This window comes from Streptomyces sp. McG3 (assembly GCF_018619185.1).
Lineage (GTDB): Bacteria > Actinomycetota > Actinomycetes > Streptomycetales > Streptomycetaceae > Streptomyces.
In genome coordinates this window covers 17,083-32,200 of record NZ_JAAXYC010000065.1, presented here as the reverse complement: position 1 = coordinate 32,200, position 15,118 = coordinate 17,083, and the positions used below count along the sequence as shown (strand labels likewise).

14 protein-coding genes are annotated in these 15,118 nt (G+C 72.2%); 5 read left to right on the top strand and 9 right to left on the bottom strand.

Annotated features, from left to right (window positions below):
- Positions 1-45: 45 nt before the first annotated feature.
- Entirely contained in the window at positions 46-1,431 is a 1,386-nt protein-coding gene (locus HET64_RS13780) for an SWF or SNF family helicase (RefSeq protein ID WP_215105277.1), read from the bottom strand.
- The gene (locus HET64_RS13775) at positions 1,428-4,520 is read right to left on the bottom strand and encodes a DEAD/DEAH box helicase (RefSeq protein WP_215105275.1); all 3,093 of its coding nucleotides are present in this window, start codon (positions 4,518-4,520) and stop codon (positions 1,428-1,430) included. The genes HET64_RS13780 and HET64_RS13775 overlap by 4 nt, the downstream gene beginning before the upstream one ends.
- 257 nt (positions 4,521-4,777) lie before the next feature.
- Between HET64_RS13775 and HET64_RS13770 the strand changes: the two genes are divergently transcribed.
- Together HET64_RS13770 and HET64_RS13765 are read left to right on the top strand one after the other, a co-directional pair.
- The gene (locus HET64_RS13770) at positions 4,778-5,848 is read left to right on the top strand and encodes an acyl-CoA desaturase (RefSeq protein ID WP_215105273.1); all 1,071 of its coding nucleotides are present in this window, start codon (positions 4,778-4,780) and stop codon (positions 5,846-5,848) included.
- A gap of 80 nt (positions 5,849-5,928) precedes the next feature.
- Positions 5,929-6,111, top strand: a complete 183-nt coding sequence (locus tag HET64_RS13765) for a hypothetical protein (protein ID WP_026291218.1) — start codon at positions 5,929-5,931, stop codon at positions 6,109-6,111.
- A gap of 32 nt (positions 6,112-6,143) precedes the next feature.
- Here HET64_RS13765 and HET64_RS13760 read toward each other — a convergent pair whose 3' ends face one another.
- A complete protein-coding gene (locus tag HET64_RS13760) occupies positions 6,144-7,025 on the bottom strand; it encodes a hypothetical protein (protein WP_215105271.1) in 882 nt (293 codons plus the stop codon).
- 202 nt (positions 7,026-7,227) lie between these two features.
- On the opposite strand from HET64_RS13760, the gene HET64_RS13755 reads away from it, so the two are divergent.
- Positions 7,228-8,133 carry an oxygenase MpaB family protein gene (locus tag HET64_RS13755; RefSeq protein WP_215105269.1) on the top strand — a complete coding sequence of 302 codons (906 nt, stop codon included), beginning with the start codon at positions 7,228-7,230 and terminating at the stop codon, positions 8,131-8,133.
- Positions 8,134-8,229: 96 nt separating this feature from the next.
- Here the strand turns inward: HET64_RS13755 and HET64_RS13750 are convergent, their stop codons facing one another.
- The 5 genes from HET64_RS13750 to HET64_RS13730 all read right to left on the bottom strand — a co-directional run bounded on the left by HET64_RS13750 (position 8,230) and on the right by HET64_RS13730 (position 13,114).
- Positions 8,230-8,832, bottom strand: coding sequence for a methyltransferase domain-containing protein (locus HET64_RS13750; RefSeq protein ID WP_215105267.1), 603 nt, complete (start codon positions 8,830-8,832; stop codon positions 8,230-8,232).
- A gap of 59 nt (positions 8,833-8,891) precedes the next feature.
- Positions 8,892-9,467, bottom strand: a complete 576-nt coding sequence (locus tag HET64_RS13745; RefSeq protein ID WP_215105265.1) for a TerD family protein — start codon at positions 9,465-9,467, stop codon at positions 8,892-8,894.
- A gap of 214 nt (positions 9,468-9,681) precedes the next feature.
- Positions 9,682-9,846: a Sec-independent protein translocase subunit TatA gene (gene tatA, locus HET64_RS13740; RefSeq protein ID WP_103508460.1), complete on the bottom strand. Its 165-nt coding sequence runs from the start codon at positions 9,844-9,846 to the stop codon at positions 9,682-9,684.
- 90 nt (positions 9,847-9,936) lie between these two features.
- Entirely contained in the window at positions 9,937-12,756 is a 2,820-nt protein-coding gene (gene mgtA / locus HET64_RS13735) for a magnesium-translocating P-type ATPase (RefSeq protein WP_215105263.1), read from the bottom strand.
- Positions 12,740-13,114, bottom strand: coding sequence for a metalloregulator ArsR/SmtB family transcription factor (locus tag HET64_RS13730; protein WP_215105261.1), 375 nt, complete (start codon positions 13,112-13,114; stop codon positions 12,740-12,742). Before HET64_RS13730 ends, mgtA begins: the two co-directional genes overlap by 17 nt.
- A gap of 279 nt (positions 13,115-13,393) precedes the next feature.
- Here HET64_RS13730 and HET64_RS13725 point away from each other — a divergent pair, with 279 nt between their 5' ends.
- Positions 13,394-14,050, top strand: coding sequence for an ATP/GTP-binding protein (locus HET64_RS13725; protein ID WP_374105557.1), 657 nt, complete (start codon positions 13,394-13,396; stop codon positions 14,048-14,050).
- A gap of 28 nt (positions 14,051-14,078) precedes the next feature.
- On the opposite strand, the gene HET64_RS13720 is transcribed toward HET64_RS13725, so the two are convergent.
- Complete coding sequence (locus tag HET64_RS13720; protein WP_215105260.1) at positions 14,079-14,507, bottom strand: PPOX class F420-dependent oxidoreductase; 429 nt, start codon at positions 14,505-14,507, stop codon at positions 14,079-14,081.
- 140 nt (positions 14,508-14,647) lie between these two features.
- Between HET64_RS13720 and HET64_RS13715 the strand changes: the two genes are divergently transcribed.
- Complete coding sequence (locus HET64_RS13715) at positions 14,648-15,061, top strand: roadblock/LC7 domain-containing protein (protein ID WP_215105257.1); 414 nt, start codon at positions 14,648-14,650, stop codon at positions 15,059-15,061.
- Positions 15,062-15,118: the final 57 nt, after the last annotated feature.

Genomic DNA, 15,118 nt, shown 5'->3' with positions numbered 1-15,118 from the left:
CGGCCGAGCAGTTGCCGCCCGGCTGCGTCGGGGTCGCCGGACGGTTCAGGCAGCCGTGTCCGCCGCCCCGCCGTCGGCCCCCGCCAGCGCGCCCGCCGGGTCGTCGTCCGCCGGTCCGGCAGGCACCCAACGACCCCGCTCCTTGCGGTAGGGCCACCACCGACCGTTCCGGTCCAACCGGAGCTGGAGGTCGGCGCCCGCGACGGTCCAGCGGGCCCGGCCGCTCGCCCGCAGGGCCGGCCGCTCGCCCGCCTCCCACGCCTCGCCGAGCCGGGCGCGGGCCCGCCCCAGGTCCTCCGGGTCCGGCGTCCACTCCTCGTCCAGCACGGCGAGCGCCGCGACCCCGCCGTACCGCCAGGCGCGGACCGCCGCATCCAGGTCCGCGGCCGGGCGGCCGGATCCCGCGGCGAGCCGGGCCCCGATCCGGGGCTCCGGCCGGGTGTCCGCGACCAGCCGTACCGCGTCCTGCCGCGGCGTCAGCTCGACCGGGAGCGGCTGTCCTTCGTGCCCCGGGGCCAGGGCGTCCAGCAGCATCCGGTGCGCCCGCACCGCGCTGTCCGCCGCCAGCACCTCCAGCGCCACCGGGTCGACCCCGGGCGCGGGGTCGGTCTCCGTGTCCAGCGCGGGCCCGAGCCCCGGTTCATCGGGGACCGGCGGGGGAGCGGGGAGCGGCGGCAGGATCCCGGCCGCCGCGAACGCCTCGCCGGCCGGGACTCCGCGAACCTCCCGCTCCGCCTCGTCGGCCGCCTCCCGCGCCCCGTCGCCGCCCGCCCGGACCGCGCGGGCGGCGCTGCGCACCTGGAGTTCGTCCAGCAGCCGCCGCTCCTCGCGCCCCCGCATCAGCAGCAGGACGAACGGGTCCTCGTCCAGCAGGCGCGCCACCTGGTAACAGAGGGCACCCGAGTGCGGGCAGTGGTCCCAGGTTCCACACGTGCACTCCGGCTCCAGATCCCCGATGCCGGGCAGCAGCTCGACCCCGGCGCCCGCCGCGTCCTCCACCAGGTGCGGCGGCATCTCCCGGTCCAGCAGCGCCGCGATGTGCCCGGCCCGGTCCACGGCCATGTCCAGGAACCGGTCCCAGGCGCCCGCGCCGAGCTGCTGGAGCAGAACGTCGCTGCGGTAGGCCGTACCGTCGCGGTCCCGGACCACGGCGGTGATCCGTCCCGGCCGTACGGAGACTGCCCCTACCCGGCCCTCCCGGGCCAGCCGCCGGCCCCGCTTGAGCTGTTGGCCGTCCAGCGCGGTGTCCTCCAGTGCCTTGAGCCACGCCAGCCCCCACCAGGACGTGGCGAAACCCCGGCCCTGCGCAGGGGGAAACGCCGCGAACACACGCTCCGCACCGAGCCGGCCGTCCCGCGCCGCCCCGTCCCCGTCGGAGGCGTCCACGCCGTCCGCCCCGTACGCGTAGTCGTCCTCGTAGTCGTCGCTCATCGTGCGCCCCCTCGCAACTCGACCAGGTCGGCCAGTTCCGCATCGGTCAGTTCGGTCAGTGCGGCCTCGCCCGAGCCGAGCACCGCGTCCGCGAGCCCCTGCTTGCGGGCGAGCATCTCGGCGATCCGGTCCTCGATCGTGCCCTCGGCGATCAGCCGGTGCACCTGTACCGGCTGCGTCTGGCCGATCCGGTACGCCCGGTCCGTCGCCTGCGCCTCGACCGCCGGGTTCCACCAGCGGTCGAAGTGCACGACATGACCGGCCCGGGTGAGGTTGAGCCCGGTGCCCGCCGCCTTGAGGGACAGCAGGAACACCGGGGCCTCGCCCGCCTGGAAGCGGTTCACCATCTCCTCGCGCCGGGCCACGGGCGTACCGCCGTGCAGGAACTGCGTGTCCACCCCGCGCGCGGCCAGGTGTTCCTCCAGCAGCCGGGCCATCTGCACGTACTGCGTGAAGACCAGCACGGAACCCTGCTCGGCCAGGATCGTGTCCAGGAGTTCGTCCAGCAGTTCGACCTTCCCCGACCGGTCCGCGATCCGCGGCTGTTCCTCCTTGAGGTACTGCGCCGGGTGGTTGCAGATCTGCTTCAACGCCGTCAGCAGCTTCATCACGAGCCCCCGTCGCTCGAAGCCGTCGGCGGCGGAAATCTCCGCCAGGGTCTCGCGGACCACCGCCTCGTACAGGCCGGTCTGTTCCGGCGTCAGCGACACGGCCCGGTCGGTCTCGGTCTTCGGCGGCAGCTCCGGCGCGATCCCCGGATCGGACTTCCGGCGGCGCAGCAGGAACGGCCGCACCAGCGCCGCGAGTCGCTCGGCCGCGCCCGGGTCGCTGCCGCTCTCGACCGCTGCCGCGTACCGCGTACGGAAGGCGCCGAGCCGGCCGAGCAGACCGGGCGTCGTCCAGTCCAGGATCGCCCACAGCTCGGAGAGGTTGTTCTCCACGGGGGTACCGGTGAGCGCGACCCGGGCCCGGGCCCCGATGGTCCGCAGCTGCTTGGCCGTCGCCGAGTGCGGGTTCTTGACGTGCTGCGCCTCGTCGATGACGACCATCCCCCAGGACACGGCGGCGAGCCGGGGCGCGTCGAGGCGCATCGTGCCGTACGTCGTCAGGACGAACTCGCCGTCCACCAGGCCGTCCAGGGAACGCGCCGCGCCGTGGAAACGGCGTACGGGGGTGCCCGGCGCGAACCTCTCGATCTCGCGCTGCCAGTTGCCCATCAACGAAGTCGGGCACACCACCAGCGTCGGACCGGCCGCGTCACGGTCGCTCTGCCGGTGCAGATGCAGGGCGATGAGCGTGATCGTCTTGCCGAGGCCCATGTCGTCGGCGAGGCAGCCGCCGAGGCCGAGTGAGGTCATCGTGTTCAGCCAGTTCAGACCGCGCAGCTGGTAGTCGCGCAAGGTCGCGGTGAGCGTCTCCGGCTGTCCGATCGACTGCTGGGCGGCGGACTCCGGGTCGGCCAGCCGGTCCCGCAACCGCTGGAGCCAGCCGGTCGCCGCCACCTCGACGCGCCGGCCGTCCACCTCCGTCGAGCCGGTCAGCACCGCCCCGAGAGCGTCGATCGGGGTGACCTTGCGGTCCTGGGTGTTCCGGGCGCGGCGCGCCTCCTCGGGGTCGATGAGCACCCACTGGTCGCGCAGCCGCACGATGGGCCTGGTGGACTCGGCGAGCCGGTCCAGCTCCTCGCGGGTCAGCTTCTGGTCGCCGAGGGCGAACCGCCAGTCGAACGACAGCAGTGCGTCGGCGGAGAGGAACGAGGGCACGTCCGCGGCGAGGCGTCCCCGTGCCCCGTCCTCCTGCCCGACGCCGTCCCGGTCCATGAAGTCCCGTTCTGCGGAGTCCCGGTCGTCCGGGCCGATCACGGCGCGCGCGGTGAGCTTCCTGGCGGCCAGTTCCCTGGGCCAGTGCACCTGCACTCCGGCGGCGGCCAGGGCACGCGAGGCGGACCCGAGCAGCTCGGCGATCTCCTCGTCGGCCGGTTCCACCGAGTCCGGCACCGCGGCGGAGAGCAACGGCGCCAGGGGCGGCCAGGCGCGGGCGGCCCGACGCAGGGTGAGGAGGGCGTCCATCCGGGCCCGTGGCCCGAACGCGGCGGCGGTCCGCGAGTCGCCCGCCCACACCTCGGCCGCGTCGGCGACCAGGGTGGGATCGCTGACACTGTGGATCTGCAGCACGGCACGGAACGACGGCGCGGCCAGGTCCGGACCGGACCCCGGCCCCACCGCTCCCGGACCCATGGGGTCCGGGGTGGTTTCGGGGCCCGCCTCCGTGCCGCTCCGCTGCGAGGTCACACCCGCGACCTCGATACGCAACGAGAGCCGCACGCCCGCGTCGTGACCGGCCGCCACATCGGCCGCCCAGGCACGCCCCTCGGGCAGGTGTCGCGGCTGCTGGGAGCTGAACGCGGGGCCTGCGGCGGCGAACCCCGCGGCCGGTGTACGGGGCATCGCGTCGGCCACTGCGTCGAGGAACGCGCGCAGCAGGCACTCCGGTTCGGGCAGCAACGTTTCGCCGACGGCGCCGCTCGTCGAACTCCGTGCCGGTTCCCGCTCCCCGGCTCCGCCCGGTAGGCCCGCGCCGTCCGTGCTTCCGGGTCCGCCGGGTCCGTCCGACTGTCCTTCGTCCTCGTCCGGGACGGGGGTCGCGTGGGCGGTCGGCGGCATCGACGCCGCCAGTTCCCGGATCCGTTCGAGGTCGTCGGCGTTCAACGGCCCGATCCGCCAGGCGTCGTGGTCGGTACCGCTCAGCCCTGGCAACAGGAGGCCGCGGGCGACGAACTGGAGAGCGAGTAGCGCGGCGGCGCCCCAGAAGGCGGTGGCGGGTGAGGCCCCCGCGACGGCCCGCGCCCGGGTCAGGACCGGCAGAGCGTCCCGCACGGGGAGGTACCGCGCCGTCACCGAACGGGGTCGCAGGTCGGTCCCGACGACGGTCAGCTCCGCCAAAGGCCCGGGAGTGTCGGAAGGGGTGCTACCGTCCGGATTCCAGAACGCGATCCTGCCGGTCCGGGCTGGATCCGCGGGGACGAAGACCGCGGAGCAGCGAGCCAGTTCGGCGATCTCGGAGGGCGTTGCCGCAGGGTGCCTGTGCACAGCGATGTCAGATTCCTCAAATTTGACTAGTGGGCGGAGTCGCCGAGGGTACTCCATTTCGAGTGCCGACAGGCCGTAGGGCCATGTGGCGTGTATCACTTCTTCTTCTCTCCTGGTCCCGATGGTGCAGCCAGCCCCACCATCGGGCACGGGGGTCTGCCCCAGGGGAACCAGGGTGGTGGCGCCATGGCCCCCACCCGCCCCCGGTCCGTACGTTCCATGAGGTCAGCGCATATGTTCCAGAGACCGGAGACGTCATGCCCCAGGCGACAGCCACTGTTGCGGATCCCGCCGACGAAAGCAGCCCGGACCGCCCGGCCGACGTTCGCGTGGCGGCCGCCGGAAGCGACTTCGCGCCGCTGCTGCGCGCCGTGCGGGACCAGGGTCTGCTGGAGCGCCGCACGGACCGGTATGTGCTCGGCATCGCAGCCAATCTGGCGGCCCTGGGCGCGGTGATCACCGGATTCGTCCTGCTGGGCGACACCTGGTGGAGCCTGCTCCTCACCCTGCCGCTGGCGGTCTTCTGGACCCGTACGGCTTTCGTCGCCCATGACGCGGGGCACGCCCAGATATCCGGCGACCGCAGGACGAGCAGGCTGATCGGCCTCGTGCACGCCAATCTGCTCCTCGGTATGAACGAGGCGTGGTGGAACGACAAGCACGTACGCCACCACGCCAACCCGAACCACATCGACAAGGACCCCGATGTCGGTGTCGGCGCCCTGGTCTGGACCCAGAAACAGGCGGCGCAGCGTGAGGGGTTCGCCCGCTGGCTCACCAGGAACCAGGCCCGGCTGTTCTTCCCGATGCTCCTGCTCGAAGGCATCGCCCTGAAGATCTACGGATTCCAGTTCCTGCGCCGCCAGCCCCTCCGGGAGCGGGTCGTCTCGGGGCTGCTGCTGACCGCGCACTTCGCCCTCTACGCGACGCTGCTGCTCAGCACGCTGACCCCGGGCAAGGCGATCGTCTTCGCGCTGGTGCTGCACGCGCTGTTCGGCCTGCACCTGGGGATGGCCTTCGCCCCGAACCACAAGGGGATGGAGATGCCGGACCCCGACGGTGAGCGCTGGGGTCACCTCCAGCGACAGGTCCTGACCTCGCGCAACGTACGCGGCACCGTCCTGACCGACTGGTTCCTCGGCGGGCTGAACTACCAGATCGAGCACCACCTCTTCCCGAGCATGCCCCGACCCAACCTGCGCCTCGCCCAGCCCCTGGTCAGGGCGCACTGCTCCGGTATCGGCATGCCGTACGCGGAGACCGGCCTGATCGAGTCCTACCGGCAGGCGCTGTCGCACATGCACGAGGTCGGCGAACCGCTGCGATAGCGCGGCCGACGGGGAACGTAAGGGCGCGCGGGCGCGTTCACACAACAGGAGCGGCGCCGGCCGCGAAGGAGGCGTGGACCATGTCGAATGGTGCGAAGGTCGCTATCGGGGGAGTGCTCGCGGCAGCCATCCTGTGGCCCCTGATCGGATTCTGGTGGGCGCTGCTGATCGTGATCGGCGTTCCCGTGGCCGGCTATCTGCTGCTGGACCCGTCCCAGCGGCGCAGGCTCCGCAGGATCAACCGCAAGCAGATCGGGCGCTGAGCCCGGATCGCCCCGGGTGACCGGCGAGGATGTCACGCGGGGCGGGCGGCCAAGCCGTCGAGGGCCGCGAGCAGTCCGGGCAGCGCGGCTCCACGCCTGACAGGAATGACCGTGCCGGGCTCCTCGTCCAGCAGGAACAGAGCGATGTCATCGGTCCGGGCCACCATCGACCACCCCGGGCCGTCGACGCGCAGGGTGCGCGCGTCGGCCGAGGCGTACGAGGAACGGATCCGCCCGGGCGGCGGCGGGGCCTTCGTGTAGGCGGTCGCCTCCGCCAGGGCCCTGCGGACACCGGGGTGCCGGGGGGGCGCCGAGGGCTCGCCGTCCTGTTCACCCTCGATGCCGCTGTCCTGCTCACCCGCGTCGTTCGCCGACTCTCCCCCGGCGCCCGGTCGGGAGAGCCCCGCCTCGTCGAGCTGCTCGCGCCACACCGACCACTGCGCGGCGACCTCGTCCGCCCCGAGCCGTCGCTGCGCCGGGCCCCAGGCCTCCGCGTCGGGAGGGGTCAGCGGTGCCGGGCCCTCCCCGTCCATCTCCGGATCGTGCGGATCCGGCACACCGGGCGCGGAGACGGCCAGATCCATCGGCCAGCCCGGCAGCGCGCACACCATGGAGCGCTCGTCGGGGGAGAGGTCGTGCTCCATACCGCAGTCCCACGCGGCGATGGCGACGGCCACCTGGGAGGCGTCCTCGACGACCACGGTCCACCGGGCTCCGTCCCCGTCCTGCCCGAGGACGAGCCCGTAGCCCTCCTCGTACGGTTCGAGCGCGAGCGCGCCGCACGCCGCCACGTAGTCGTCCCCCAGCACGCCGGGAAACCGTGCGGGCGTCAGCATCATCGCGGTCAGCACCAGCAGCGCGTCGTCGGCGACCGCATCGTCCGCACCGGCCACGGTGTCCTCCCCATCCCTCATCGTCCGCCTCCTCATCGCCCGGTCCGGCGTCCCTTGGTCCGTCGGCGCACCCTAACTACTCGGTAACCTGCTCGTCGAGGCCCCGACGAGCAGGAGCGAACCGGAGCCGCGCCCGTCCCGTTCGCGCGCGGGGAAGCCGAAGGACAGGGCCCGGGGAGGCCTCCGCGTAAGGTTGGACGTCCGGCCGAATGAGGGGGACAGCGTGGTGAAGCGGTATGACCGGCTGAAAGAGATTCAGCGACTGGACCCCGAGCGGGACTTCCTGGAGATCTACCGTCTCACCGTCACCCACGAGTTCCCCTGGGACATCGCCCGTGCCCTCGAACTGGCCCTGTACCGCACCTATGCCGTGCCCAGCATCGGCCGACTCCTGGATGAGACGGCGGAGTTGACGCAGCGCTCCCAGAAACGCTACGACGACACCGCCCTGCTGCTCGACACGGTGGTGGAGTACGGCTTCGACACCGACGACGGCCGCACCGCCGTCCGCCGGATCAACCGGATGCACCGCAGCTACGACATCAGCGACGACGACATGCGCTACGTCCTGTGCACGTTCGTCGTCACCCCGAAGCGCTGGCTGGACAGCTTCGGCTGGCGACGTCTGTGCTGCCACGAGCGGGCCGCCTTCGCCGCCTACTACCGCACGCTCGGTGCTCATATGGGGATCAAGGACGCTCCGGAGACCTACGAGGACTTCGAGCGCGTCCTCGATGCCTACGAGCACGAGCATTTCGGCTGGGACGAAGGAGCCCGCCGGGTAGCCGACGCCACCCTGGCGCTCATGGCGTCCTGGTACCCGGCGCTCCTCGCCCCGCTGGTGCGCGGCGCCAGCCTCGCGCTCCTGGACGACTCGTTGCTCCGGGCGTTCCGCTACCGCCGCCCGGGGCCGGTGGCACGCGGAGTGACCAGGGGCGCACTTCGGCTCCGGGCTGGTGCCGTCCGGCTCCTGCCGCCCCGGAGGACGCCGCACTACGCGCGCCAGAACCCCGAGATCAAGGGATATCCGAACGGGTACGAGATCGCGGAGCTCGGTACGTTCCCCACGCCGGGCGTCCGAGGCTGCCCGGTTCCCGGCCGCCGGCCGTCGCAGTCACCCGCCGAGTGACGCGACGTGCCCCGGCCGGATCCTGGGCGGGGCCGCCCCGACGGCGCCTGGCTTCGACGCTTTCCGTACGACGGTGGGCCCGGCCGTGCCTCGGCCTCAAGCCTGCCTGACGGCCAGCGCGAGAAAGCGGTCGTCCTCGTCGGTGTAGGACTCCAGCCGCCACCCCGCACCTGCCAGCAGCGCACGCAGCCTGGGCTCGGCCCGCAGATCGTCGTCGGTGACGGTCCGTCCCTGGCGTGCGGCGAGGGCGGCCCGGCCGATCGGGTGGAACAGAGCCAGGATCCCGCCCGGCCGGACCACGCGGGCGAGTTCCGCCGCATCGGCCTCGGGGCGGGCCAGATGAGAGATCAGTCCCGCTCCGAACACCGCGTCCAGGACTCCGTCACGCAGCGGCAACCGCGCGACGTCGGCACGGACGAGTGCCCCGCTGTCCCCTCGTCCCGCCCGCACCGCGGCCTCCAGCATGGCCGGGGTCAGGTCGACGCCCAGCACCGTGCCCTCCGGCCCGACCGCGGCCCGCAGCGCGGGGAGCGCGCGCCCCGTCCCGCAGCCCGCGTCGAGCACGGCATCTCCGGGCCGCAGCCCGAGGAGTCCGGCCGCGGTGGCGTAGGCGGGGCCGTCGTCGGGGAACCGGCTGTCCCAGTCGGCCGCACGCGGAGTGAAGAAGTCCAGGACGTGATGGGTGTGGTCGTCGGTCATGGAGACATGATCGCGCAACCGGCGTGGGGCGTGACATCGCCGGAACCCGGTCTGTCCGGTCAGATGTTGACGCCGTAGTCCGAGGCGATGCCCGCCAGGCCGGAGGCGTAACCCTGGCCGACGGCCCGGAACTTCCACTCGGTGCCGTGCCGGTACAGCTCGCCGAAGACCATCGCGGTCTCGGTGGAGGCGTCCTCGCTCAGGTCGTAGCGGGCGAGCTCGACACCGTTGGCCCGGTTCACCACGCGGATGAACGCGTTGCGCACCTGACCGAAGCTCTGGCCCCGGCTCTGGGCGTCGTGGATCGAGACGGGGAACACGATCTTCGCGATCTCGGTGGGCACCGACGACAGGTCGACCTCGACCGACTCGTCGTCTCCCTCGCCCTCACCCGTCAGGTTGTCACCGGTGTGGCGGACAGAACCGTCGGGGCTGTTGAGGTTGTTGTAGAAGACGAAATGGCCGTCGGAGAGGACCTTGCCCGCCTCGGAGCACAGCAGCGCGCTGGCGTCCAGGTCGTGATCGGCTCCGGTCGTGGTCCGTACGTCCCAGCCGAGCCCCACCGTCACGGCGGTCAGGCCGGGGGCCTCCTTCGACAGGGAGACATTGCCGCCCTTGGCCAGGGTCACACCCATGAATTTCCTCCAGTGTTCCGTCGGTCCGCACGTGCGGACCGGGCCCCGCGGCTTCACCGCGTGCGGTCCGGTGATCGGTGCTGTTCTGCTGTCTCCCCTGCGGCCGCTACCAGTACAAACGCTCGGCGCGGCATCCCGGGTTCCCGGATCGCGCAAGCCCTGAAGTGAGCAGCCGTGGGGAGGGGCGGGCTGCCGCCCTGCCTCCGTAACGCGGTCAGTGGGCGTTCTCGTCCTTCATCGCCTTGGCCTCGCTCTTGAGGATGCGCATGGACTTCCCCAGCGCGCGGGCGGTGTCCGGCAGTTTCTTCGAGCCGAAGACGACGACCACGATGACCGCCAGGATCAGCAGGTGCCAGGGTTCCAGTCCGTTGCGCAACATTCTGGTCCCGTCCCTCTCTCCGTTGTCGCGGCAACAGTTGCCGCATTGCGCAACTGTACAACTATTGGTTCAAGCCGGAACAGGCGCCCCTCAAGGTCCGACGGGCTCTCCCTTCCCATCCCGTACGTACTCGGCTTCCCCCTCCCCAGCACGGTCGGCCTCGGGCTGGTGGCGGCGCTCGTAGCGGCGACGGGCCGCCGTCAGCCCGACCGCGTACAGCCCCAGAACCGAGCCCAGCAACAGGTAGTAGAGGGGCGGCAGGGCGCTCATGCCCAGCAACGGCCCGAGCGGGGTGAGCGGGAGGACGACGCCGACCGCGGCGAGACCTGCGGCGGCGATGCGCAGAGGCCCGCCCGCCCTGCGTTCGACGGCCGTTCGGCCGGTCCGCAGAAGGACCATGACGAGGGCCTGGGTGAGCAGGTTCTCCGTGAACCAGCCGGCGTGGAACGCCGCCTCCCCGCCGTCCCCGGACGCGTTGTGGAGGGCGAGCGCGAGCACCCCGAAGGTGGCGAGGTCGGCTGCCGCGTTGAGCAGGCCGAAACCCGTGATGAAGCGCAGGAAGTCGCGTGGACGCAGCACGGTGGGGCGGCGGAGGACCGACGCCGCCGGGCGGTCGAACGCGAACGCCAGCTGCGCCGCGTCGAAGCAGAGATTCTGTACCAGCACCTGCGCGGGGAGCATCGGAAGGAAAGGCAGCATCAGCCCGGCCGTCAACATGGCGATGACATTGCCGAGGTTCGACGAGAGGGTGATCCGCAGATAGGTGGCGATGTTCCCACTGCTGCGCCGGCCCGCCAGCACCGCGCGGTCGATCGCGGTGAGGTCCTTCTCCGCCAGGACGACGTCCGCCGCCTCCCGGGCGACGTCCACGGCATTGCGGGGGCAGATGCCGACGTCGGCGGCGTGCAGGGCGGGCAGGTCGTTGACGCCGTCGCCGAGGAAGCCTGTCGTGTGACCGCCGGCGCGCAGGGCCGAGACGATACGGGCCTTGTGCTCGGGGGTACAGCGCGCGAACACCGTGGCCCGGTCCGCCACCCGGACCAGTTCCGCGTCCGACAGGGTGTCCACCAGCTCGGCCGTCACCACGTCGTCGCGGCCGGCGGATCCCTCCGGGCGCAGACCGAGCTCCGTGCACACCCGGGCGGCCGTGCCCGGATGGTCCCCGGTGAGCACCTTGACACTCACACCTCGCCGCGCGAGCACCCCCAGCGCTTCGGCGGCGCTCGGGGCCGGGACGTCCCGCAGCGCCACCAGGCCCAGGAAGGTCAGCCCCCGCTCGTCCGCAGGGGTGTACGCACCCGCCCGGGCCGCCCGGTCGGCACGGGCCACGGCAACCAGGCGCAGTCCCGTCTCCGCTTTCCGGTCAGCCAGGGCGAGCAGCCGGTCGCGCTCCTCCCGGTCCACGGCACACCGGTCGAGCACGGCCTCGACGGCGCCCTTGGTGACCAGGGTGTGGACGCCGAGCCGGTCGGGCCGCCGGACCACGGCGGTCGCGACGCGGCGCACCGGATCGAAGGGCAGGACGGCGACACCCTCGTACGCCTCCGGATCCACCTCCCCGGACGTCGGCGGAGGGCACTCCTCCGCGGCGTCCAGCACCGCTTCGTCGAGCGCGTCGGCCGCGGGCAGGTCCGCCAGCTGGAGCGTCCACAGCGCGCTGACGGCCGCCCACCGCAGTACGTCGGGGTCGGACCGGTCCGTACCGTCGGTGACCCCCGCGACGACGGGCCGGTCCTCGGTCAGGGTGCCGGTCTTGTCCAGGCACAGCACATCGACCGCCCCCAGATCGTGCAGCGCGGGGAGCCGTTTGACGATCACACCGCTCGTACGCGCCAGTCGGGCGGCTCCCCGAGCGAGTGTCGTCGTGACGATGACCGGCAGCATCTCCGGGGTGAGTCCCACGGCGACGGCCACGGCGAAGGGCAGCGTCTCCAGGCCCCGGCCGCGCAGCGCCGCGTTGGCCATCAGCACCAGGGGCGGGGTCAGGAGCATGAAACGGATGAGCGTCCAGGAGATCCCCTGGACCGACCGGTCGAAGGCGCTCGCACCCCGATGCCCGGCCCGGCCGTCATGGGCGGCGGCGAACCGGGTCTCCCCACCGGTGGCCACGATGACCGCCGTGCCACTTCCGGAGGTGACACTGCTGCCCTGGAAGCACCACTGCGGCTGGGCGAACGGTCCGGCTCCGGACAGCACGGGGTCGGGGACGTCGAGGGCCTGCTTGGCCACGGGCGCCGACTCCCCGGTCAGGGCCGACTGATGCACGGTGAGGCCGTCGCCGCGCAGCAGCCGCACATCGGCGGGCACGAGGTCTCCCGGCCGCAGCCGGATCACGTCCCCCGGCACCAGGTCGGCGACCGGCACCTCCCGTTCCCGGGGAGCTGCGTCGTCCGAGACGCGGCGCACCACCGTGGCGGTGGTCGCGACCAGTTCGCGCAGCGCCGCGGTCGACCGGTCGGCCCGGTGTTCCTCGGCCGACCGCAGCAGGCAGCTCACTCCGACGAGGGCAAGGATGACGCACGCGGTGCCCCACGCGGAGACCAGCGCCGACACCAGGCCGAGACAGAGCAGTACGGAGGTGAAGGGGTCCCGGAGACTGCGTGCGAAGCGGCGGGGCCAGGGCACGGGCCGCCGGGCCGGCAGAACGTTCTCGCCCGTCCGGCCGAGCCGGATCTCCGCCTCCGTCTCCAGCAGTCCGCGCGGCCCGCTGTCGAGGGCGCGCAGTGTCTGCAGGGCAGTGGGCCCGGTGCCGGAGGCCGAAGCGGTGCTCGTACGGTCTCCAGCGGGCGCAGCAGTGGCGGACGTGCCGGTGCCGGTGCCGGGAAACGGCGTCACGGTGGCCGGCGGTGCACCGGCGTTGATGTGTCGTCCGGGGCCCGCGGCCGAACCGCTCTCAGGCACCGAGCTCACGCAGGCGGACCGGCTTCCGGGCGGAGTGTCCGGAGTGAGCGGCACGCTCGGCCAACTGTCCGACCATGAGCCGGACGACCGTCACCACATCGGGATCGTCGACCAGATAGACCTGCCGACGGCCTTCACGGCGCGATCGGACGAGACCGGCCAGCTTCAGCTTCGTCAGGTGCTGGCTGACCGAGGGGAGCGTCCCGCCCACGCGCTCGGCGAGCCCCGTCACATCGCTCTCGCCCTGGGCCAGCGCCCACACGATGTGCAGCCGTGCCGGTGTCGCCAGGAGCCCGAACGCCGCCGCGGCCTCCGCCAGCACCTCGGCGGGCGGATCCTGGAAACCGCCGCCGGAACCTGTCGACACGCTCGTATCTCCTCGTCCCCGGGCCCGTCCACACGGACGGGCCCGGCACCGCCGCCCGCTCCGGGCAGCCGAAAACAACCAGTGTAGGGGCCGTGCCGGAGGGGGCAGGGGTCCCCGAGGGGCGTCCGGCCCGACCAAAAGAGGCGCAATGAGGTCGGGATACGGCAAGGAGTGAGCGTGGCGGAGCCGCATCGGTCAAGAAGGATCAACCCGCTCGAACGAACTCGACCGGTTGCCATGCTGTCGGCCCTTGGCGATTCATGAGGAGAGTAGGGACGCATGCCCTCCGAGTACATCGATGGAGACGAGATCCCCCGCACCGCCCACCGCACCCCCGAGAGCGTAGGCAGGAGCATGATCGGAGAGGACATCGCGCTCACCTTGAAGATCGTGGTCGCGGGCGGCTTCGGGGCCGGGAAGACGACCCTGGTCGGCTCGGTCAGCGAGATCCGCCCGCTCTGCTCGGAGGAGGCGCTGAGCGAGAGCGGGCAGACGCAGGACGCCACCGCCGGGGTTGAGCGGAAGGCCACCACGACCGTAGCGATGGATTTCGGCCGTATCACCGTCCACTCCGGCCTGACGCTCCATCTGTTCGGCACGCCGGGACAGGACCGCTTCCGGTTCCTCTGGGACGAGCTGTGCGAGGGCGCCCTCGCGGCGATCGTGCTCGCGGACACCCGCCGTCTCGGGGACTGTTTCGCCGCCGTCGACTACTTCGAGCGCGGGCGGATTCCGTTCGTCGTCGCCGTCAACCGGTTCCCCGACGCTCCTGACCACACGGAGCACGACGTCGCTCGGGCGCTCGACCTCGACCGGGGCACTCCGGTCGTGCTGTGCGACGCCCGCGACCGGGCATCGGGGAAAGAAGTCCTGATCCGTACGGTCGAGTACGCCGGGCGCATGCACACCGCCCGGCTCCTCGCCTCCGTCGGCTGACGGACCGCCCGGCACCGCGGCCCGTCCGTCAGCCGACCATGTCTGCCATCGCGACCACCTTGTCGATCCGCACCCGCACGACCAGCTCGCCGGGTACGCCGTTGCGCCGGCCGAACTCCTCGGCGGCGTCGGCCTCCACGTAACGGTGGGCGATCAGCGTCGCCCACCGCAGCAGTTCCCCGGGGTCCGTGCTCAGTTCGGCTTGCCCCTGTACCACCGCGAACGCGTACGGAGGCCGGTCGTCGTCGACGCAGAGGGAGACCCGTCCGTCGCGTGCGAGGTTGCGTCCCTTCACGCTCTCCTCGCCGGTGTTGAAGACCACCGTGTCGCCGTCGAGAAGGAACCAGACAGGCGCGATGTGCGGACTGCCGTCGGCCCGCACCGTCGAAACCTTCGCCGTGCGGGTGCCCTTCGAGAGGAAGGCCCGCCATTCTTCTTCGGTCATGTGGTGTGCCATGGGCCCATCCTGAGCCCGATCCCCGCATGGCGCGAAGCGGCGCCCCCGGAGGGGAGGGGCGCTTGCCCCTTGGGGGCCGTTGCGCAAGGCTTACGCGCGTAGCGGGGTACGGGGAACGAGGGTACGGGGAGGACGAGCACATGCCGCTTGACCGGGGACTTGACTGGCTTCTTGACGATCTCACCAACAGGGTGCAATTCATACGGCACGCCTTGGTGCTGTCGAACGACGGACTGGTCACCGGGGCCAGCACCGGGCTGGCCCGCGAGGACGCGGAACACCTGGCGGCGGTCTCCTCCGGTCTGCAGAGCCTGGCGCGCGGCTCGGGGCGCCACTTCCGGGCAGGCCGGGCGCGTCAGACCATGGTCGAATTCGACGAGGCGCTGCTCTTCGTGACGGCCGCCGGCGACGGCAGCTGCCTGTGCGTGCTCACCGCGGCCGAAGCCGATGTCGGTCAGGTCGCCTACGAGATGACCCTGCTCGTCAACCGGGTCGGCGAACACCTCGGAGTCTCCGTTCGTCAGGGCGGACCCGAAGACATCGAACCCTTCTGACCCGCACTTCTCGTCGCCGATGAAGAGTTATCCACAGGGGTGACGGGTGATGACTCC